The 20,744-nt window shown below is 71.7% G+C and carries 17 protein-coding genes; 7 read left to right on the top strand and 10 right to left on the bottom strand.

All coding sequences use genetic code 11. The annotated features are described in order from the left end of the window. Positions 1-33 precede the first annotated feature (33 nt). Both FV234_RS03260 and senB read right to left on the bottom strand, forming a co-directional pair. The gene (locus FV234_RS03260) at positions 34-1,326 is read right to left on the bottom strand and encodes a phosphopantothenoylcysteine decarboxylase (protein WP_147828069.1); all 1,293 of its coding nucleotides are present in this window, start codon (positions 1,324-1,326) and stop codon (positions 34-36) included. Then, positions 1,323-2,345 carry a selenoneine biosynthesis selenosugar synthase SenB gene (senB, locus tag FV234_RS03255; protein WP_147828068.1) on the bottom strand — a complete coding sequence of 341 codons (1,023 nt, stop codon included), beginning with the start codon at positions 2,343-2,345 and terminating at the stop codon, positions 1,323-1,325. Before senB ends, FV234_RS03260 begins: the two co-directional genes overlap by 4 nt. A gap of 27 nt (positions 2,346-2,372) precedes the next feature. Here senB and senA point away from each other — a divergent pair, with 27 nt between their 5' ends. Together senA and FV234_RS03245 are read left to right on the top strand one after the other, a co-directional pair. Continuing rightward, a complete protein-coding gene (gene senA / locus FV234_RS03250) occupies positions 2,373-3,662 on the top strand; it encodes a selenoneine synthase SenA (protein ID WP_147828067.1) in 1,290 nt (429 codons plus the stop codon). A gap of 312 nt (positions 3,663-3,974) precedes the next feature. Beyond that, positions 3,975-6,377: an EAL domain-containing protein gene (locus tag FV234_RS03245; RefSeq protein WP_187273563.1), complete on the top strand. Its 2,403-nt coding sequence runs from the start codon at positions 3,975-3,977 to the stop codon at positions 6,375-6,377. 21 nt (positions 6,378-6,398) lie between these two features. On the opposite strand, the gene ubiB is transcribed toward FV234_RS03245, so the two are convergent. Then, positions 6,399-7,955, bottom strand: a complete 1,557-nt coding sequence (ubiB, locus tag FV234_RS03240) for a 2-polyprenylphenol 6-hydroxylase (RefSeq protein ID WP_147762038.1) — start codon at positions 7,953-7,955, stop codon at positions 6,399-6,401. A 25-nt stretch (positions 7,956-7,980) separates the two neighbouring features. Continuing rightward, positions 7,981-8,754 (bottom strand): bifunctional demethylmenaquinone methyltransferase/2-methoxy-6-polyprenyl-1,4-benzoquinol methylase UbiE, encoded by a 774-nt coding sequence (ubiE, locus tag FV234_RS03235; RefSeq protein WP_147753134.1) that lies wholly within the window; start codon positions 8,752-8,754, stop codon positions 7,981-7,983. Between the two features lie 193 nt (positions 8,755-8,947). Between ubiE and mutM the strand changes: the two genes are divergently transcribed. From mutM to gmk, 5 genes are all read left to right on the top strand, one after another. Further along, positions 8,948-9,859, top strand: coding sequence for a bifunctional DNA-formamidopyrimidine glycosylase/DNA-(apurinic or apyrimidinic site) lyase (gene mutM, locus FV234_RS03230; protein WP_147828065.1), 912 nt, complete (start codon positions 8,948-8,950; stop codon positions 9,857-9,859). Between the two features lie 172 nt (positions 9,860-10,031). Beyond that, positions 10,032-11,402, top strand: coding sequence for an endolytic transglycosylase MltG (gene mltG, locus FV234_RS03225; protein ID WP_147828064.1), 1,371 nt, complete (start codon positions 10,032-10,034; stop codon positions 11,400-11,402). After that, positions 11,399-11,803: a VOC family protein gene (locus tag FV234_RS03220; RefSeq protein ID WP_210250841.1), complete on the top strand. Its 405-nt coding sequence runs from the start codon at positions 11,399-11,401 to the stop codon at positions 11,801-11,803. The genes mltG and FV234_RS03220 overlap by 4 nt, the downstream gene beginning before the upstream one ends. A 53-nt stretch (positions 11,804-11,856) precedes the next feature. After that, positions 11,857-12,732 carry a YicC/YloC family endoribonuclease gene (locus FV234_RS03215; RefSeq protein ID WP_147828063.1) on the top strand — a complete coding sequence of 292 codons (876 nt, stop codon included), beginning with the start codon at positions 11,857-11,859 and terminating at the stop codon, positions 12,730-12,732. Positions 12,733-12,776: 44 nt separating this feature from the next. Further along, entirely contained in the window at positions 12,777-13,448 is a 672-nt protein-coding gene (gene gmk / locus FV234_RS03210) for a guanylate kinase (protein ID WP_147828124.1), read from the top strand. 13 nt (positions 13,449-13,461) lie between these two features. Here gmk and FV234_RS03205 read toward each other — a convergent pair whose 3' ends face one another. From FV234_RS03205 to FV234_RS03180, 6 genes are all read right to left on the bottom strand, one after another. Continuing rightward, positions 13,462-14,046 carry a biliverdin-producing heme oxygenase gene (locus FV234_RS03205; RefSeq protein ID WP_147753822.1) on the bottom strand — a complete coding sequence of 195 codons (585 nt, stop codon included), beginning with the start codon at positions 14,044-14,046 and terminating at the stop codon, positions 13,462-13,464. After that, complete coding sequence (locus FV234_RS03200; RefSeq protein ID WP_147753823.1) at positions 14,043-16,652, bottom strand: histidine kinase dimerization/phosphoacceptor domain -containing protein; 2,610 nt, start codon at positions 16,650-16,652, stop codon at positions 14,043-14,045. The genes FV234_RS03205 and FV234_RS03200 overlap by 4 nt, the downstream gene beginning before the upstream one ends. Before the next feature lie 115 nt (positions 16,653-16,767). Beyond that, entirely contained in the window at positions 16,768-18,156 is a 1,389-nt protein-coding gene (locus FV234_RS03195) for a dihydrolipoyl dehydrogenase (RefSeq protein ID WP_147828062.1), read from the bottom strand. Positions 18,157-18,292: 136 nt separating this feature from the next. Further along, positions 18,293-19,870 carry a c-type cytochrome gene (locus FV234_RS03190; protein ID WP_147828061.1) on the bottom strand — a complete coding sequence of 526 codons (1,578 nt, stop codon included), beginning with the start codon at positions 19,868-19,870 and terminating at the stop codon, positions 18,293-18,295. A 42-nt stretch (positions 19,871-19,912) separates the two neighbouring features. Next, complete coding sequence (locus FV234_RS03185) at positions 19,913-20,269, bottom strand: hypothetical protein (RefSeq protein WP_147828123.1); 357 nt, start codon at positions 20,267-20,269, stop codon at positions 19,913-19,915. After that, positions 20,269-20,736: a TspO/MBR family protein gene (locus FV234_RS03180; RefSeq protein WP_147828060.1), complete on the bottom strand. Its 468-nt coding sequence runs from the start codon at positions 20,734-20,736 to the stop codon at positions 20,269-20,271. The genes FV234_RS03185 and FV234_RS03180 overlap by 1 nt, the downstream gene beginning before the upstream one ends. Between the last annotated feature and the right edge of the window lie 8 nt (positions 20,737-20,744).

The following is a 20,744-nucleotide window of genomic DNA, read 5'->3' as shown; positions in this document are numbered from 1 at the left end:
CAGGGCAGGGCGGCAGGGGCGGCGCGACCGTCCCTATCGCTGCAGCAGCTCCGTGAATCGCACGACCAAGCGCCGGCCGACCTCGTCCTTGTCGAGCGTCGGCCAGGTCTCGACCGAGCCGTCGCGGGCGATCAGGTGCACGGTGTTCGTCCCCCCGCCCATCACCCCGCCGGCCTCCGAGACGTCGTTGGCGACGATCAGGTCGCAGCCCTTCCGGGCGATCTTGGCCTGCGCATGCGCGATCACCGTGTCGGTCTCGGCGGCGAAGCCCACGACGAGGTCGGGGCGGCCCGTCGTCCGCGCGGCGATGGTGGCGAGGATGTCGGGGTTCTCGACCAGCGCCAGCGGGGCGGGCCCCGAGCCGTCCTTCTTGATCTTGGAGCCGGTCTCGGTGGCGGGCCGCCAGTCCGCGACGGCCGCCGTGAACACGGCGATGCTGGCGGGCAGGGCCGCCTCGACCGCGGCGAGCATCTCGCGCGCGGTCTCGACGCGCACCACGGTGACGCCCGCCGGGTCGGGAATCGCCACCGGCCCGGAGACCAGAGTCACCGTGGCGCCGGCCGCCGCGGCTGCGGCGGCGATCGCGTGGCCCTGGCGGCCGGACGAGCGGTTGGCGATGAACCGCACCGGGTCGATCGGCTCGTGCGTCGGCCCCGACGTGACGAGGACCCGCAGCCCGGCAAGCTGCGTCGGCGTCGGCGTGGGTATCGGCGGCTTGGCGCGCCCGGCGAGGAAGCCGAAGCCCTCCGTCTCGCGCGGCGCCTCGGCCAGCATCGCAGCCACCGCGTCGGCGATCTCGACCGGCTCGGCCATGCGGCCCGGCCCGGTCTCGGGCTCGGCCATCTTGCCCGCGTTGGGGCCGACGACGCGGACGCCGTCGGCGAGCAGGGTCGCGAGGTTGCGCCGGGTCGCAGGGTGGGCCCACATCGCCACGTTCATCGCCGGAGCGATCAGGATCGGCAGGGTGGTGGCGAGCAGCACGGTGGAGGCGAGGTCGGGGGCGTGGCCGGTGGCCATCCGCGCCATCAGGTTGGCGGTGGCCGGCGCCACCACCACCGCGTCGGCGTCGCGCGCGAGCTTGATGTGGCCGATCTCGGCCTCGTCGGCCCGGTCGAACAGGTCGGTATGGGCCGGCTGGCCGGCGAGCGCCGCGGCCGCGAGCGGCGTGACGAATTCCTGCGCGCCCTTCGTCAGGAGCGGGCGGACGGTGGCGCCGCGCTCGCGCAGGCGGCGGATCAGGTCGAGGGCCTTGTAGGCCGCGATCCCCCCGCCGACGACGAGGAGAATGCGACGGTTCGCAAGCGGCGACGCGGGGGCTTCACTCATGGCTGCAGGAGTGCCGGTGCGGGACGGGCCGCGTCAATGCCGGACGCCACCCGTGCCCGCGCCGCGGCGGAAGCGCGCTCAACGAGGGCGGACCAGGCCAAGCGCTCGCGGGCCGGGTCGAACGCGTCGGCGCGCGCCGCCCCGTGCGCGCGCAAGCCTTCGAGGAAGTCGGGCTCCCGCTCCGCCCGCAGCATCAGGCCAGCAAGCGCGCCGTGGTCGCCGGGCGGGAAGTAGCCCGGATGGTCGCCCCCGAGCAGGCCGACATTGCCGGGGATCGCAGAGGCGAGGATCGGCAGGCCGGCGACGACCGCCTCCGAGACCACGTTGGCGCCGCCCTCGCTGAGCGAGCTCAGCACCATCAGCCGCCCGCGCCGCAGGAACCGCCTGACGCGCGCACCGGAGACCTCGCCGCGCCAGTCGTAGCGCGGATTGGCCTGCATCTCGTCCCGGGCGCGCGCCGCCCAGGCGGGGTCGGGGGCGCCGCCGAGGTGGACGACGCGGATGCGGGAGGAAGTGGGCAGGGCGCGGGCGGCGATCGCGGCGCGCAGCGGGTCCTTCTCGTCGCGCAGGTGCCCGACGACCAGGATTTCGAAGGCGCGCTTCAGCGCCGGCAGGCGGTCCCCGCCCGCCGGCACGGATTGCACGATCACCGCGAGCTTTTCGCGGTGGCGCGCCGGGATCGCCTCGCCGACGAGTTCGTGCAGGCCGACGAGCGCGTCGGCGAGATCGAGCGAGCGCTGGGTCTTGGCCGGGTCGGCGGCGAGATCGTGGTTGATGTCGGTGCCGGTCAGCGCGACGACGAGGGGGCGCTCCGGGTACGCGCGACGGAACCGTTGGATCGCCGGGGCGCTCTTCCAGGCGTGGAGGGCGATCATCAGGTCGCAGGGCTCGCTGTCATACGCGGTCGCCACCACGACGCGGTGGCCGGCCCCCCGGAGGAGGCCGGCCCAACGCAGGGCCGTCGTGCGGTTGCCGGTCCGCGAGTGGCGGGGTGCGGGCGTGATCAGGATGACGTTCATGGGTCGATCGCTTATCGGACGCACGCCATGACCGACGCCACACAACTCATCGCGATGCTGCAGGACAGCCGCGCCCGGACCCTCGAGCTGGTGGCCGGTCTCGTGCCCGACCAGCTGATCGGGCCGCGCCTCGACATCGTCAACCCGCTGCTCTGGGAGATCGGCCACCTCGCCTGGTTCCACGAGCACTTCATCCTGCGCGCCCTCGACGGCGCCGCGCCGGCGATCGCGGACGCCGACGCGGTCTACAACTCTGCGGTGCTGGCCCACGACGACCGCTGGGTGCGCGCGCTACCCCCGCTCGCGGACACGCTCGGCTACATGGGCCGCGTCCACGACGCGCTGGTCCGCCGGCTCGACGGCACGCCGACGCGCGAGGAGGCCTACCGCTACCGGCTGACCACCTACCACGAGGACATGCACGGGGAGGCCTTCACCTATTCGCGCCAGACGCTGGGCTATCCGGCGCCGTCCTTCGCCGCCTCGGCCGGCCTCGCCCCCGTCGCCGAAGGGCCCTGGCCGGGCGACGCGGCGATCCCGGGCGGGACCTTCCGGCTCGGCGCCGAGCCGGACGCGGACTTCGTCTTCGACAACGAGAAGTGGGCGCACTCGATCGCGGTCGCACCGTTCAAGATCGCGCGGGCGCCGGTGACCAACGCCGAATTCGCCGCCTTCGTCGAGGCCGGTGGCTATCGCGAGCCGTCGTTCTGGGACGCGGAGGGATGGCGCTGGCGCTGCCGGACCGGAGCCGAGCATCCCGCGCATTGGCAGCGGGACGGAGCGGGCTGGCGCGTTAGCCGGTTCGGTGGCGTCGCCGACCTCGCCCCACACCAGCCGGTGGTCCACGTCAGCTGGTACGAGGCCGCAGCCTACTGCGCCTTCGCCGGGCGGCGCCTGCCGACGGAGGCCGAATGGGAGGTCGCAGCCTCGACGGCGCCGGCGCCGGACGGCGCGATCGGCGTCACGAAGTCGCGCTATCCCTGGGGCGAGACTGCACCGGACGCCCGCCTAGCCAACCTCGACGGTGGCCGCCTCGGCTGCGTCGACGTCGCCGCCCACGCGGACGGCGACAGCGCCTGGGGCTGCCGGCAGATGCTCGGCAACGTCTGGGAATGGACCGCGAGCGACTTCCTGCCCTATCCGGGTTTCTCGCCCGACGTGTACCGCGAGTATTCCGAGCCGGCCTTCGGCACGCGCAAGGTGCTGCGCGGCGGCGCCTGGATCACCCGCGGCCGCATGGTCGACAACGCCTACCGCAACTTCTTCACGCCGGACCGGCGCGACATCTACGCGGGCTTCCGCACCGCGGCTCGGTGAGCGCCCGCCCTGGAGGCGGGGAAGGCGGCACAGCAACTTTGCTTGAGCGGCTGCAATCGAAAGATGATTCGATCGATACGTAATCGCCCCAAAGAGCGCCGTTATGCGGCAACGATGATGTCAGAGCCTTTTGGGAGGATCTTGCATGAAAGGTATCTTTAATCGGCCTGCCGGAAAATGATATTAAATATATCCTTACGGTTGTGCCTTGAATATCTACTTTCATCTTGAGATCGAAATTCTTTCGAGGATGACCGAGCATCGCAGCATTCCGGCATGGGGCAAGCCTGGCGCGATGTCGGATCCGTCGGCATGTTGACCGTCATCGGTTGCTTCACGGACCAGCACGATCTCCGCCTCGTCGGCCTGGCAGCCGCGATCTGCGCGATCGCGGCGCTGACTGCGATCCGCCTGCTCCGCCACGCCGGCAGCGCCGGCCGCACCCGTCTGACCTGGCTCGTCGTCGCGGCGATCTCCAGCGGCACGGGTATCTTCGCGACCCATTTCATCGCGATGCTGGCCTTCCAGCCGAGCATCCCGAGCGCCTACGACCACGGCCTGACCCTCCTCTCGCTCGTCATCGCGATCTGCCTCACCGGCCTCGGGCTGCGCGTCGCCCTGCTCGGGACGCAGGGGGCATCCTGGCTCGGGGGGCTCGTCGTCGGGCTCGGCATCGCCGCGATGCACTACACCGGCATGGCGGCCTTCGAGGTGACGGGGCACCTGCGCTGGAACCCAGCCGTCGTCGCCGCCTCGATCGTGGTCGGCGAGCTTTTTTCCGCCGTCGCGCTCTCGACCGCGATCCGGTCCCGATCGCTCACCTCCCTGCTGGCCAGCGCGGCAATCCTGACGCTGGCGATCGGCGCGCACCACACGATCGGGATGGCTGCGGTGACGATCACGGAAAATCCGCTGGCCACCCTGTCGCCGCATGCGATGTCGCCGACGTGGCTCGCCGGCGCGGTGGCGCTTGCCAGCCTCGCCATTTTCGTCCTCACCGCGACGGCTCACGCGCTCAGCCTGCGCGAGCAGCGCCGCGTGCATGGCGAGACCGAGCGCATGCGCGGCCTCGCCAACGCAGCGGTGGAGGGGCTCATCGTCGTGGACGGCCACCGCGTCGTCACGGCCAACGTCAGCTTCGGCCGCCTCGTCGGCCTCGCCGACGCGGCGGTGGCGGGCCTGCCGGTGAGCACCTTCCTCACCGAGGCCAACGCCTGGCAGCGGCTCGCCTGCGCCATGGGGCAGCCGGTCGAGCTCGGCCTGCGCCACGCCGCCGGCGAGATCATCGCGGTCGAGGCGATCCTCCGGCGGATCGACTTCGCGGGCAAGTCGCACCAGGCGCTGGCGGTCCGCGACATCCGCGAGCGCAAGCAGGCCGAGCGGCACATCCAGTACCTCGCCCACCACGACGCGCTGACGGGCCTGCTCAACCGCACCGCCTTCAACGCGGTGCTCGACCGGGCGGTGGCCGCGGCCGTCGAGACCGGCGCTTCGATCGCGGTGCTGTGCCTCGACCTCGACCGCTTCAAGGCCGTCAACGACCTGTTCGGCCACGCGGCGGGCGACGCGATGCTCGCCCGGGTCGCCCGCTGCGTGACGGGCCTGCTCGGCCCAGACCAGTGCATGGCGCGCCTCGGCGGGGACGAGTTCGCGATCCTCATGGACGGCCAGGCCGGGCCTGACGCGGCCGAGGATCTGGCGAAGACCATCATCGCCGCACTTGCGGCGCAGGCTTCGGACCGGACCGCCGACGCCATGGTCGGGGTCAGCATCGGCATCGCCCTGTGTCCGCAGGACGCCATGGAACGCCAGGACCTGATGGTCCACGCCGACACGGCGCTCTACCGCGCCAAGGCCGACGGCCGGGGCACCTACGGCGTCTTCGAGCCGGAGATGGGCATCGCCGTGCGCGAGCGGCACGGCGTGGAGCGCGACCTCGAATGCGCGCTCGCTCGCGACGAGTTCCACCTCGTCTACCAGAAGCAGGTCGCCGCCGATGGCGGGGCGCTGCTCGGCTTCGAGGCCCTGCTGCGCTGGACCCACCCGGAGCGCGGCCGGGTGCCGCCCGACCTCTTCATCCCGGTGGCGGAGGAGCGCGGGACGATCTCGGCGATCGGGATGTGGGTGCTTCGCACCGCGTGCCGCGAGGCGGCGGGCTGGGAGGCGCCCCTGCGGGTGGCGGTGAACGTCTCCGCGGTCCAGGTGCACGATCCGGCCTTCGCCGCGCAGGTGCTCGCGGTGCTGCTCGAGACCGGACTACCGGCCGCGCGGCTCGAACTGGAGATCACCGAGACCGCGCTCATCCGCAACTTCGATCGCGCGGTGGCGACGCTGCGGCAGCTCAAGACGCTGGGCGTCGGGATCGCGATGGACGATTTCGGGACGGGCTACTCGTCGCTGGCGAACCTCAGGGCGTTCCCGTTCGACCGGATCAAGATCGACCAGTCGTTCGTGCGCAACGTCGACACGAACGCCCAGACCGCGGCGATCGTGCGCGCCGTCCTCGGCCTCGGCTCCGGCCTGGGCCTGCCGGTGGTGGCGGAGGGCGTCGAGACGCCCGAGGAGCTGGCGTTCCTCAAGGCCGCCGGCTGCGCCGAGGTGCAGGGCTACCTGTTCGGCCGACCCGCCCCCCTGAACCCGCACGAGACCGGCATCGTCCCCAAGGCGGACCCACGCCCGGATCAGGCGGCCGGGCCCGGCTGGGCCGCGGCCTGACGGATCGTCCGGCGGGACGCGCTATCGCAAGGCCGCGACCAGCACGCCGGCCGCGATCGCCCACAGGGCCAGCGTCTGCCACAACGCGGTGCGGCGCTCGGTGCGGGCGATGCGTTCCAGGCGGTGGGCGTCCCCCGTGCCCGCCTCGTCGGCGCGGACGAGCAGGCGCCGGAGCCGCAGGGCGAGCTCGGGCACGTCGGCGACGACGTCGGCGAGGGTGCGCGCGGCGTGAGCCGCCCCTTCGAGACGCCCGACCGGGCCGAGGTTGCGGGTGATCCAGCTGCGGACCACCGGCTCGGCGGAGGTCCACATGTCGAGCTTGGGATCGAGGCTGCGGGCGACGCCCTCGACCACGACCATGGTCTTCTGCAGCATCACCAGCTCGGTCCGGGTGCTCATGTCGAACAGGGCGGTGATGTCGAACAGAAGTGTCAGCACCTTCGCCATCGAGATCTCGTCGGCGCGGCGCTGGTGGATCGGCTCGCCGATGGCGCGGATCGCCTGCGCGAAGTCGTCGACCGAGTGGTGGGCCGGCACGTAGCCCGCCTCGAAATGCACCTGCGCGACGCGCGTGTAGTCGCGCATGATGAAGCCGAGCAGGATCTCGGCGAGGAACCGCCGCTCCTTGCGCCCAAGCCGGCCCATGATGCCGAAATCCACCGCCACGAGCTTGCCGGCGGCGTCCACGAACAGGTTCCCCTGGTGCATGTCGGCGTGGAAGAACCCGTCGCGGATCGCCTGGCGCAGGAAGCTCTGGATCACGGTCCGGCCGATCGCGTGCGGGTCGTGGCCGGCGGCCTGGAGCGCGGCGGCGCTGTGCAGGCGAGTGCCCTCGATCCACTCGCAGGTCAGCACGTCGCGGGCGATCAGCTCCCATTCGGGCAGCGGAACCCGGAAGTCTTCATCGTCGGCCGTGTTCTGCGCCAGCTCGGAGGCGGCGGCGGCCTCGAGCCGGAAGTCCATCTCCATGGTCACGGAGCGGGCGAGGATCTCGACCACGTCGCGCGGGCGCAGGCGCTCGGCCTCGGGCGAAAGCACGTGGACGATGCGGGCGAGAAGCCGCATCACCTCGACGTCGCGCTGGAAGCGCTCGCGCACGCCCGGCCGCATGATCTTGACGGCGAGGTTGCGCTGGGTGCCGTCGGCATCCTGCACCACCGCCTTGTGGACCTGCGCGATCGAGGCCGCGGCCACCGGCTCGCCGAAGGCGACGAACAGGGTGGAGATCGGCCGGCCGAAGGCCGCCTCGACCACCTTGACGGCCACCGCCTGCGGGAACGGCGGCACCCGGTCCTGGAGCATCTCGAGGTCGCGCGCCGCCGCCATCCCGACGATGTCGGGGCGGGTGGCGAGGAACTGCCCGAACTTGACGTAGGACGGCCCGAGCCGGGTCAGCCCGGCCGAGAGCCGCGCCGCCCCGGAGCCGAGGCCCGGCCGCTCCAGCATCCGGACCAGCCGGAGGCCGAGGCGCGGGAGCGGCGGCAGCTCGGAGGCGTCGACGAGTGCCAGCGCGCCCTCGCGGGCCAGCACGAAGCCGACGCGGGCCCCGCGGGCGAGGTTGACGGCGGCGCCGATCATCGCGCCGTCCGGCGGCTCGGATCGGTCACGAGACCTTCCAGCCGGAATGGATCGCGACGATGCCGCCCGAGAGCGGCCGGTGGGTGACGTGGCGGAAGCCGGCCTGCTCGATCATCCCGGCAAACAGCCCAGGGGAGGGAAACTTACGGATCGATTCCACGAGGTAGCGGTAGGATTCCGCGTCGCCCGCGACCCGCGCGCCGAGGCGCGGAATGACGTGGAAGGAGTAGGCGTCGTAGATCTTGTCGAGCACCGGCAGGTCGACCTTGGAGAATTCCAGGCACAGGAAGCGGCCGCCGGGCTTCAGCACGCGGCGGGCTTCCTGCAGGGCCAGCTCGATCCGCGGCACGTTCCGGATGCCGAAGGCGATGGTGTAGGCGTCGAAGGTCGCGTCGGGCAGGGGCAGCGTCTCGGCGTTGCCGGTGACGAAGTCGATGCGGCCGTCGAAGCGCGCACCGGCGCGCTCGGCGCCGACCCGCAGCATCGCCTCGTTGATGTCGAGCACGGTGACCGAGGTCTGCGGGCCGCCGGCCTCCAGGACGCGGAAGGCCACGTCGCCGGTGCCGCCGGCCACGTCGAGATGGCGGAAGGGCCGCGTGCGCGAGGGGCGCAGCATCGCGATGGCCTGCGCCTTCCAAGCCCGGTGCAGGCCGCCGGACATCAGGTCGTTCATCAGGTCGTAGCGCTTGGCGACCGAGCGGAACACGTCGTCGACGCGCGCCTGCTTCTCGGCCAAAGCCACCCGCTCGAAGCCGAAATCGGTTTCCTGCGCGCCCGTCTTCCCGTCCGCCACCGTCATGAAGTCCTGCCCGTCTGCGCCCTCGCGCCTCATAGCGAAGCCGGACGCGATCCGCCATGCGTCGTAAGACGCGGAGCAGTGAACGGTCGCAGGGCGCGCTCCCAGAGGCCGGGCGCCCGGGATTGCGATGGCAGCGCCCCGGGCCGATATCCAGCTTTCGCGATCCGATGCGCCGAGGGACATCCACAGGACCATGCCGGAGCTTCCAGAAGTCGAGACGGTGCGGCGCGGCCTCGCGCCGGCGATGGTCGGGGCCACCTTCAGCCGCGTCACCCTGCGCCGGCCGAACCTACGCTTCCCGTTCCCCGATGACTTCTCCGCCCGCCTGGAGGGCCGCCGGGTCACCAGCCTCGCGCGGCGGGCGAAGTACCTCACCGCCGGACTCGACTCGGGCGAGACGCTGATCATGCACCTCGGCATGAGCGGGCGCTTCGACGTGGCGATGCCCGACGGCAGCAACACCTCGCCCGGCGACTTCTACCTCGACGGGGCGCTGGGTACGCCCAAGCACGACCACGTCGTGATGGCGATGGGGAACGGCGCCACCGTGACCTACAACGACGCCCGCCGCTTCGGCTTCATGGACCTCGTGCCCACCGACACGCTCGCCGCGTGCCGGCACTTCGCGGCCATGGGCATCGAGCCCCTGAGCGCCGAGCTGACCGGGGCGACCATCGCGCGCCTGTTCCGCCACAAGATCACGCCGCTGAAAGCCGCGCTCCTCGACCAGCGCCTGATCGCGGGCTTGGGCAACATCTATGTCTGCGAGGCTCTGCACCGGGCCGGCCTCCACCCCGAGGCCGCCGCGGGTACGCTCGCCAAGGCCGACGGCGGGCCGACGCCGAAGGCGCGGCTGCTGGCCAAGGTGATCGGCGAGGTGCTGACCGAGGCGGTCGCGGCGGGCGGCTCGACCCTTCGCGACTACGCTCACACCGACGGCACGTCGGGTGCCTTCCAGCAGGCGTTCCGGGTCTACGACCGCGTCGGCGAGGCCTGCCGCACCAAGGGCTGCGGCGGGACGGTCGGCCGGATCGTGCAATCCGGCCGCTCGACCTTCTTCTGCGCGACGTGCCAGCCGGCGTCGGCGCGGGCGATTCCGCGCTGACGGGGGCGACCCGCCTCGTCGCAGCCGGCCGGGTGCGGCGCGCAATGGCAATTTCGCCACAAACCGGCGTAGTTTCCGGTAGCTTGCGGCGATCCCTCGCGGTCGCCGTCCCGTCGCGCATGCGCGCCCGGCCGAACTCCCCGTCGCCGGCGCGAGCCCGAGCAGGATCCCGATGTTCTTCCGTCGACGCCAGACGCACGTGCCGCCGCAGCCGCTCGCCTACGATGAGCCGGCCCAGCCTCAGCGCCTTTCCCCCCGCTCGCCCAACGAGGCGATCAAGCCGACCGCCGCCCCGCCGCCGCCCGAGCGGCCCGAGCGCCGCCGCGGCGGCCTGCTCGCCACCATCAGCGGGCTCCTGACCTTCGCCGTCGCGGTCGCGATCGCCGCGATGCTGGGGCTGACCCTGTTCCAGCGGCAGGTGCAGGAGCCCGGCCCGCTGCCCGCCGACAAGGTCGTCGTGATCCCGTCGCGGAGCGGCACCGGGGAGATCGCGGAGATCCTTAAGCGCGAGGGCGTGATCGACCATGTCGGGCTGTTCGAGTTCGCCGCCCGCTTCGGCGGGCGCCCGCCGCTGAAGGCCGGCGAGTACACTTTCAAGGCCCATGCCAGCATCGGCGAAGCGATCGACACCGTGACCACGGGCCGGCAGGTCCAGCACGCGATCACCTTCCCCGAGGGGCTGACCTCCGAGCAGATCGTCGTACGCTTGAACGAGAACGACGTGCTCACCGGCGAGGTCGGCGAGATCCCGCCCGAGGGCTCGCTCCTGCCCGACACCTACAAGTTCGAGCGCGGCGCCACCCGCCAGCAGATCGTCAACCTGATGCGCGAGAAGCAGCGCCGGGTCCTCAACGACATCTGGCTGCGCCGCAGCGCCGACGTGCCAGTGCGGACGCCCGCCGAAATGGTGACGCTCGCCTCCATCGTCGAGAAGGAGACCGGCCGCGCCGACGAGCGCCCGCGGGTCGCCGGCGTGTTCGTCAACCGCCTGAACAAGCGAATGAAGCTGCAATCGGACCCGACCATCGTCTACGGGCTGGTCGGCGGGCGCGGCACCCTCGGGCGCGGCATCCAGCGCTCCGAGATCGAGCGCGCGACGCCCTACAACACCTACGTGATCGAGGGCCTGCCGCCCGGCCCGATCGCCAACCCCGGCCGCGCCGCGCTCGAGGCGGTGGCCAACCCCTCGCGCACCAAGGACCTGTTCTTCGTGGCCGACGGCACCGGCGGCCACGCCTTCGCCGAGAGCCTGGACGGCCACCAGAAGAACGTCGCGCGCTGGCGCCAGGTCGAGAAGAGCCGCCAGACCACGGCGCCGGACAGCGTCGACAAGGCCGAGCCGCCCGCCGACGCGGTGGCGCCCCGCGCCTCGGCCTTCGCGCCGCCGACGAACGCCTACGCGCTCGACGGCGCGACCATGGCGCCCGGCGCCCCGCGGCCGAAGGCCTTCGACGCCTCGGAGGGCACGAAGCTCGACCCGCTGAAGAACAAGACCTACGACCTCGGCTCGCCCAAGACCGTGCCGGCGCTGAAGCAGCCTTGATCGTACCCGACGCCGCGGCGCCGTCCGCACGCGCCATCCAGGACGAGCCGATGCACCTGAACCACGTCAACCTCGGCGTCACCGAGGTCCCGGCCACCGTTTTGATGTTCGAGACCTATTTCGGGCTTCGCCGCACCGGGATGCCGGTCAACGACAAGATGGCCTTCCTCACCGACGACGGCGGCGGCATCCTCAGCCTGTTCCGCGTGAAGGATGCGACCTACCCCAAGATCTTCCACATCGGCTTCATCCAGGAGCGTGTGGAGCAGGTCCACGCGATCCACGCCCAGCTCACCGATGGCGGCTTCGCACCGGAGGCGCCGCGCGAGGAGCACGGGCGCGTGACCTTCTACTTCCAGGCGCCGGGCGGGTTCACGGTGGAAGTGAACGCGTTCCTGTAGGCTCCTCGTCACAGCAAAACTTACCCCGTCGCAACGCAGGGCATCGCACGACCATGATCGCGAGCATGACCGGGTTCGCCCGGGCCGCCGGCACCACCGGGCCGGTGCAGTGGGCCTGGGAGGTCCGCAGCGTCAACGGGCGCGGGCTCGACGTCCGGCTGCGGGTGCCGAACGGTTACGACGCGGTTGGCGAGGTCGCGCGCACCGCCCTGCAGAAGACGCTGTCCCGCGGCCAGTGCCAGCTGTCGCTGAACCTCACGCGGCCCGAGAGCAAGGCCCGGGTGCGGATCGACGAGGCGCTGCTGGCCCGGCTCGCCGAGGCCGTCGCCCGCGTGCCGGTGCCGGAGGGGATCGCGCCCGCGACGATGGACGGGCTGCTGTCGATCCGCGGTGTGATCGAGTCCGAGGACGAGGCCGCCACCGATCCCGATGCGCTGGCCCGCGACCTCGCGGAGGGCGTCGTCCGGCTGGTCGCCGACCTCGTCGATGCGCGCCGCGCCGAGGGCCGACAGCTCGAGGAGATCGTGGCGGCGCAGGTCGCGCGGATGGGTGCGCTGACGCAGGACGCCGAGAGCTGCCCGGCGCGCAGGCCCGAGGCGATCCGCGCGCGGCTCGCGGCCTCCGTCGCGGGCCTGCTGGAGCCCGGCGGCCTCGATCCCGAGCGCCTGCACCAGGAGGCGGTGATGATGGCGGCCAAGGCCGACGTCCGCGAAGAACTCGACCGCCTCAGCGCCCACCTCGCCTCGGTGTCCGAGCTGCTGGCGGCGGGCGGCGCGATCGGGCGGCGCCTCGACTTCCTGGCCCAGGAGCTCGGGCGTGAGGCCAACACGCTCTGCGCCAAGGCCAACGACGTGGCACTCTCGCGAATCGGACTCGACTTGAAGGCCGTGGTGGAGCAATTCCGCGAGCAGGTTCAGAACGTCGAGTGACGGGGCGGGGCGATGGGCGCACGGAACACGGCCGGGGCATGCGGATGACGGACGCCCCCTTGCAGTCGGTCTCGGATTCCATCGCCCGCCGCGGGCTGATCCTGATCCTGTCCTCGCCCTCCGGCGCCGGCAAGACCACGCTCACGCGCGCCATCGCCGACGACGGCGGCTGGGGCCTCGACCTGTCGATCTCGGTGACGACCCGGGCCCGGCGCCCCTCCGAGATCGCCGGGCGCCACTACCACTTCATCGAGCGCGAGGCCTTCGAGGACCTGCGCGCCCGCGACGACCTGCTCGAATGGGCCGAGGTCCACGGCAACTTCTACGGGACGCCGCGGCGCCCAGTGGAGAAGGTGCTCAGCGCCGGCCGGGACATGATCTTCGACATCGACTACCAGGGCACCCGCCAGGTGCGCGGCAAGCTCGCCGACGACGTGGTGACGGTGTTCATCCTGCCGCCGAGCCTGGAGGAGCTGCGCCACCGCCTGGAACGCCGCGCCGAGGACAGCCCGGAGACGATCGAGAAGCGCCTCGCCAACGCCCGCGTCGAGATCCAGCGCTGGAGCGAGTACGACTACGTCATCGTCAACGACGACTTGCAGAACGCCTTCGACGCCTTGCGCGGCATCCTGGCCGCCGAGCGCCTGAAGCGGACGCGCCGGACCGGCCTCGAAACCTTCGTCGACGGGCTGCTCGGAAAGGACCGCGAGGGCTGAGGCGGGCCGCCCCTCATCCCACCCGATGCGAGGCGGACGGGTCCGGCGCGCAGAGCCAGACCTTGAGCGCGTCGAACGTCGCGGTGCCGGAGGCGAGCGCCGCCTCCGCCTCCGCGTCGCTCGACAGGCGGTCGAGCCGCGCTCGGAACGCGTTCCACATCAGGCCCGTCTGCCGTCCATGTGCGCGGTAATAGACGAGGCCCGCATCCGCGAACCCGTAGAGCGCGCCGATGTGCCGGCCGATGACCTGGCCGCCGAGCGTCGAGCCTTCGAGCACGTAGAGCGCGCCCATCGCCGCCGCGGCGTCCGCGAACGTGACGCCCGAGGGCTGGGGCAGGGCGGCGATGTCGGGTTCAAGCATGCCGAGATGGGCGAGGTCCGCCTCCAGCGCGGCCAGCCGCCGCCGCGGACCCCAGAACGCCGCGTCGGCGAGGGCGTCGCCGATCGCCGGCTCGTAGGCCGCATGGAAGCCGTGGAAGCGGGCAAGGAGGTCGCGATACCCGTCCCGGGTGGCGACGCGCGCGCGCCAGTCGAGCGCGTCTTCGAGGCCCTGGTGCGCCGAGGCGGTCGCGGCGCGCAGCCGCTGGTGCAGGCTCACGCGGTGATCGTGAAGCAGGCGCCGGGCGCGTTGTCGACGTCGAGGCGGGCGTTGATCTGGTCGAGCATCGCCCGGATCAGCTTCATCCCGAGGCCGACCCCGGTGCCGTTGGCGCGGGGCTTGGTCTCCGACCAGCCCTCGGGCAGGCCCTCGCCGTCGTCGCAGACGCGCAGCCGCACGGTGCCTGCGCCGTGACCCGAGACGGTGACCGCGACGCGGCCGACGCCCTCCGGCTTGGCGGCGTACTTGAAGGCGTTGGTCACGAGCTCGGTCGCGATCAGCGAGAGCGCCACCGCCTTGCGGTAGGGCACCATCAGGCCGGGCTCGGCGGTGAGGTCGACGGCGTGTCCGCCGCCGGCCATGCCGGCGAGGTCGGCGCACAGAGCCTCGATGGTCTGGCCGAGGTCGACCTCCTCGACGTTCTCCGCCTGGTAGAGGCTGTCGTGGACGCGGGCGACGCTCATCACCCGGGCGGAGGTGTCGGCGAAGGCCTGCCGGGCGGCCGGATCGGTGACCTGGCGCCGCTGCATCTGCAGGAAGGCCGAGACGATCTGGAGCGAGTTCTTCACCCGGTGGTCGATCTCGCGGGTCAGCAGATCCTTCTGGGCGAGCAGGCGCTCCTTCTCGGCGAGGAGGCCGGTGAGCTCGTCGATCTTTCGGCGCTGGCGCAACACGACGCCCTCGACCGCGTGGGCCAGCGAGCCGGCCAGCGAGACCTGCCAGTCGGCCCAGGGGGTGGCGAAGCCCGTGCGCTCCTCGACCCAGCGCTCGAACGAGCGCCGCGGCAGCACCGCGACGGGGCCGCTGCCGGCGAGCACAGGCTTCCGGGGATCGCCGCTCCACGTCACCGTGCTCGACACCTCCGGCCGGAACCACAACAGCAGGTGCTCGCGCGACTCGTCGACGAAGGCGGCGAGCAGCCCGCTGGCGATCTCGCGGTGCGCGGCGGCGGCGGGACACTGCGTGGGAAAGTTGGCGTCGGCATAGGTCGTCTCGGCCGGCGCCAGCGTCTGCTTCAGCCAGTCTCCGATGGCCCGGACGGCCTCTTCGGGGGGCGTCGCGCCGATCAGCGTCGCGCGGGTGCCCGAGACGATGGCCGCGCCCGTCGAGCCGAACAGGTGGAGGAGGGTGGTCGAGCCGGCGGTGAGCGCGGCGACGAAGTCGTCCGAGCGGGTCAGGCCGCGGACCAGGCGTCCCTCGGTGTCGAGATGCGCCTGCCGCTCGGTCCAGAGCCGGCGTGCCTCGATCTCCTGCACCCGCATGGCGAAGGCGTCGGTCAGCACCGTCGCGGCGGCACGGGTCTCGGGGGCGACATAGTGCGGATGGCGGTGATGGCCGATCATCAAACCCCAAAGCCTTCCCTCGACCATGATCGAGATCGACATCGAGCCGTTGACGCCGAGGTTGCGCTGGTACTCCAGGTGGATCGGCGAGAGCGTGCGATGCTGCGCGAAGGTGAGGTCGATCGGCCCGTTGCCGGCCGCAGGTGCCGCGACCAGCGGCACCGGCACCGAATCGCGGTCGATCACGAAGCGGCTCTTGGCCTTGGTGTAGAGCGCGCGCGCCTGGGCCGGGATGTCGGAGGCTGGAAACCGCAGGCCAAGCAGGGCGCGCGACCAGTCCGGCACCTTGTCCTCGGCGATGGCTTCGCCGTTCCAGTCGCCATCGAAGCGGTAGACCAGCACGCATTCGAAGCCGGTGAGCGCGCGGACTTCGAGGGCGGCGATGCGGGCGGCGCCGTTCAGAGTCTCGGCGGCGCGGAGCCGAGTGACGGCGAGTTCCGAATCGGTCTGGGTCGCGACCCGGAAATCCTCCGGATGCTCGGGTTCGAGTTCGAGCTCGACGATGACCCGGCCGGAATGGGCGTGGACGATGGCGTAGTAGCTGGCGCGGTCGTCGCCGGCGAGCTTGAGCGTGCGGCGGATCGAGCGCCCGTCGTCGAGGGTGGCGCTGGCGAGCCGCTGGCGGATCGTCTCGACGAAGGCGCTCGGCAGCACATCGGAGAGCGGCAGGCCGGCGATCCGCTCGGGCGCACGGCTCAGTACGTCGCGGACGTTGGTGCTGTGGGCCAGGATCTCCAGCGTGCCGGCGTCGGCCGCCAGCATCACAGCGTTCGGCTGGATCGAGCCGGGAATGTGGATCGGCTCGCGCTCGCACAGCTGCGGATCGACCGGCTCGGCTCGGACCCGGCGGCCGATGGCGGCCATCACCGCCTCGCGAGGCTGGCCGGCGCCGAGGGTTTCGACCGGGCTGATCGTCAGCCAGGTGACGGCGTCCCCGCGCCGCATCCGCACCCGGGCGCGAAGCGGCTGCGGCATGCGCCCGAACACGAAGTCGAAGCTCTCGTCGAGCTGCCCGCGGCGCGTGCCCGAGAGGAAGCGACCGAAGAAGCTCGGCACGTTGGTGCTGGGCACCACCTCGCGGAAGTAGTTGCGGCCGACCACGGCGTCGCTCGACAGCCCGGTGAGCGCGCTCGCGCCCTCGCTGAACGACACGATCGTCCCGGCGGCGTCGAGCCCGATCACCCCGATGTCGAGGCCGTCGCGCTGTTCGGCCGTCAGGGCGTCCATGTCGATCGCATCGCCGTCGGCAACGATCGTCGTCATCAGGAATGGGACCGGCTCATCTGCGGCCCGGTATGACCCGTGGGACGGGCGGGCGCAATGGCGTCCGCACTACGCCGCGCGACACGTTCGAGCACGACGACGCCGCGCGATGCGATCAGCGCTCATGTCTTTGTATGAGATCAGACAATGCGCTCGCAAGCCCCTCTTCGACCGTGGGATGGTAGATCGGCCGCGCCCGCATCGCCTGGGCGGTCAGGCCATCGCCGATCGCGTGGACGAGGAGGTGCGCGAGGTGCTCGCAGGACGGCCCGAACATCTCGCCGCCAAGCAGGCGCCCGCTCCGATCCGCCCAGAGCCGGATGCCGCCGCGGTTGACGCCTTCGACCCGCGCCCGGCCCTGGTCGTCGAACCGCATCCCGCCGACGACGCAGTCCGCATCGGCATCGAACGCCGCCCCGACGCTCGCCGCCTGCGGATGGGTGAACACCATGGCGAGCGCCGGCCAGGGTTCCGGCGCTTCGAGGCTCGAGCCTGCGGCGAGCGCAGCGGCGTTCCGGCCGGCGATGCCGCCCTGGCGACTGGCCTCGTGCAGGACCGGCCGCACCGCGTTGGCGTCGCCCGCGATCAGGATCGGCGCGCCCGCGCAGAGGAGGGTTCGTGCGTCGAAGTCCGGCATGCCCGATTCGTCGAGGCGAAGGCCGACCTTCGCGAGCCCGAGGCCTTGCAGGTTGGGCGGCCGGCCGGCGGCGGAAAGCACCCGCGCGAAGGTCTGCGTGCGCCGGGCGCCGTCCGCCTCCGTCCACGTCAGCTCTGCGCCGCCGGCGACGGGCTCGGCCGCGACGAGTTCCGAACCGAGATGCAGGGTCATCTCCTCAGCGAAGATCGCGGCGGCCCGCTGCTGGAGGCTCGGCTCGCTCAGGCCGGCGAGGCCGAACCCGGTGTCGAACACGCTGACGGCCACGCCGAGCCGCGCCATCGCCTGGGCGATCTCGATGCCGACCGGGCCGCCGCCGACCACCGCCAGGGATTCCGCAAGGTCGGGAAGCTCGAACACCGTGTCGGTGGTCAGGACCGCGTCGCCGAGGCCCCGGAGCGGTTTCGGCACGCGCGGGCTCGACCCCGTCGCGATCACCGCGGAACGGAAGGCGACCCGGTGGCCTTCGCCGACCGCGAGCGTCCGGGCATCGAGGAAGCGAGCCTCGCCGGCCAGCCGCTTTGCCTTCGGGATGGCGTCGACCCCATCGAGCACCGCGGCGACGAAGCGGTCGCGCTCGGCCCGCACCCGCGCCATCACCGCGAGACCATCGATCGACACACCCGCAACCGCGACGCCGAACAGGCTCGCGTGCCGGGCGTCGTGGGCCGCCGCGGCCGCGGCGACGAGCAGCTTCGAGGGCATGCAGCCGACCCGCGCGCAAGTAGTGCCGCCCGGCCCGCGCTCGATCAGGACGGCGTGGGCGCCCGCCGCCTCGGCGGCTCGGAACGCGGCGAGCCCCGCGGTGCCGGCTCCGATCACCGCGACGTCACAGCTCTGGTGGGTCATGATCGTCCAACGGGCGGGATCGCGGGTCCGGGCGACGGGTCGAAATCCCCTCGGACCTCCCCTCGTCGGCGCGGGCGGCCCACGCCTCGAACCCTGCGTGGGTTCGAGGGCCGGCCCGCGACCGGTTGCCCGCCGCTCAGTTCGGCTTCGGCATCGCCGGGGCCGGCATGGTGCTGGCCTGCTTCTCGGGGTTCTTCAGCTGACTGTAGACGAGGTTGCTGAAGCTGCCGATGGTGGTGTGCCAAGGCAGCTTCACGTCGTCGGTATCAGGCTTCGCAGCCTTGCAGAACGCGGTCGTCAGGCCGTTGACGATGTCGTCGTCCCGCCCGGCGGGGAGCGCGGACTTGATCTTCGGCAGGAGCGCATCGATCCGCGGGATGAAGTCCTCCTGCTTGAGGCCCTTCAACTGCCCGATGGCGTCGGCGTCGGCCACGGCCATCGCCACATCCGGCTGTTCGATCTCGGCGCAGGGCGCGTTGCCGGCGAGCATGGTGCTCGTCGCCTTGCGAGCGTCGGCCGCCACGCCGGACTTCAGGACGGGCGCACTGTTGCCCCAGGAGTTGCGGATGTAATCGGTCACGTCGGCGACCTGCTGGTCGGTCATGCCCTGGCCGATCGCCGTCATCGGCGCGTAGCCGCTCTGGGCGCCGAGCCCGCCGTAGATCACGCGCAGTACCGTCTCCGGGCCGGCCGACTGGACCGAGGTGTTGCCGGCGAGCGCCGGAATCGCGCCCTCGACACCCTTGCCGTCGGGCTGGTGGCAAGACGAGCAGTAGCTCAAGTAGACGCCGGCACCGGGTGCGCCCTTGGTGTCGAAGGCCTGGAGGTCCTTGGACTTGTACGTCTGCTTGGCCTGGTAGGTCCGCAGGTACGCGACCATCGCCTTCAGGTCGGCGTCGGTCATCTTCGAGAGCGATTCCTCGATGGTCTGGCGCATCGGGCCGGCCGCGACGCCGGGCTGGTTGCCCGGCGCCGTGCCGGTCTTGAGGTAGGTCACCACCTGCTCCTCGCTCCAGGAGCCGATGCCTTGGTGGTCGTCGGGGGTGATGTTCGGGGCGTACCAGCCATCGATGACGCCGCCGCCGAGCTTGCCGGCCAGGCTGCTGTTGCCGACGATCTTATTTTCGTTGTGACACATGCCGCAGTGGCCGAGCCCCTCGACGAGGTAGCCGCCGCGGTTGACCTCGGCGGTGGCCTTCGGGTCGGGCTTCCACTCGCCCGGCGTGAAGAAGGCGGTCCGCCAGGTGATCAGCGCGGTGCGGATGTTGAAGGGGAACGGGATCTCGTTGTCCTTGCGCGGCTCCTTCACCGGCTCGAGCGAGCGCAGGTACGCCCAGATCGCTTTCACGTCGTCGGTCGTGACCTTCGTGTACCAAGCAAAGGGGAAGGCCGGGTAGAGGTAGTGCCCCTCGTTGTCGATGCCCTCGTGCATCGCCTTCACGAAGTCCGCCTCCGTCCACTTGCCGAGGCCGGTCTCGTCGTCCGGCGTCAGGTTGGGGGTGCGGATCTTCCCGATCGGCGTGTTGAGAATGTAGTTGCCGGCCAATCGCTTGCCGCTCGGCCCCGTGTGACAGGCGACGCAATCGCCGGCGGTGACGAGGTACTCGCCGCGCTTGACCAGGTCCTGGTCCGCACCCTGGGCGAAGGCGTCGATCGGTACGGCGGAACCGAGCAGGAAACCGGAGGTTGCGGCCACAGCGAGGATGCGACGCATGATGCCCAATCTCCGATAGCCGCAATTGAGAAGCATAATAATTCAGCTTGGCGGTCGCGCGTTGAACGCACCCGCCGAGACAGAAGTTCCTGTCGCGCTGGCCTGTGCGGTGCGACCAAGCGTCAGGTGCTCGCGGCTGCGCAGGCGCGGCACGAGGTCCCCGAGATGTGCGACCAGCGATGCGAGCATCCAGCCCGCGACGACCGGCCACGGGCCCTGGACCAGGGCCGCCCGCACGGCGAGCATCAGCGCCACACCCGAACCGAGGTTGCACAGAAGCGCAAGCGGAGCCGGCCCACGGCCGGTCCGATGCCGCAGCGCGATCAGAACGATCGCTTCGATCGCCACGAGGACGAGGATCGCATCGACGATCCGTCCGCTCGCGAACCACGCCGCCATCATGCGGCTCCGAACGGGCCGTTGAGCCGGACGATCGCGCGGTTGAGGACGCCAGCCACCGCCACCCAGGCGAGATAGGGCGCGAGCAGCAGGGCCGCGAGCCCCGAGACCGGCAGCGTCACGGCGATCAGGGCGACCACGGAAAGCCAGAGCAGGACCAGCTCGAAGAACGCCCAGTCCGGCCGCTCCGCACGGAAGAACAGGGCGCTCCACGCGATGTTGAGGACGCTGTTGACGGCGTAGGCCGCGAGCAGCGCGACGCGCTGCGGCTCGTCGGCCTCGTTCCAGGCGATGACGGCGGAGACGACGCACAGGGTGAAGATCGTCGCCCAGACCGGCCCGAAGGCCCAGTCCGGCGGCTTCCAGGCCGGGTTGCGCAGGGCGCGGTACCAGGGGCCGGTGGTGGTCAGCACGCCGCCGGCCAGCGCCACCACGAGCGCGGACAGGGTGGCGACCGTGGCCGGCATCCAGACCT

It is taken from the genome of Methylobacterium sp. WL8 (assembly GCF_008040045.1).
Classification (GTDB): domain Bacteria; phylum Pseudomonadota; class Alphaproteobacteria; order Rhizobiales; family Beijerinckiaceae; genus Methylobacterium; species Methylobacterium cerastii.
Note: the sequence above shows the minus strand (reverse complement) of the source record. Positions and strands in the feature narration are given on the sequence as shown.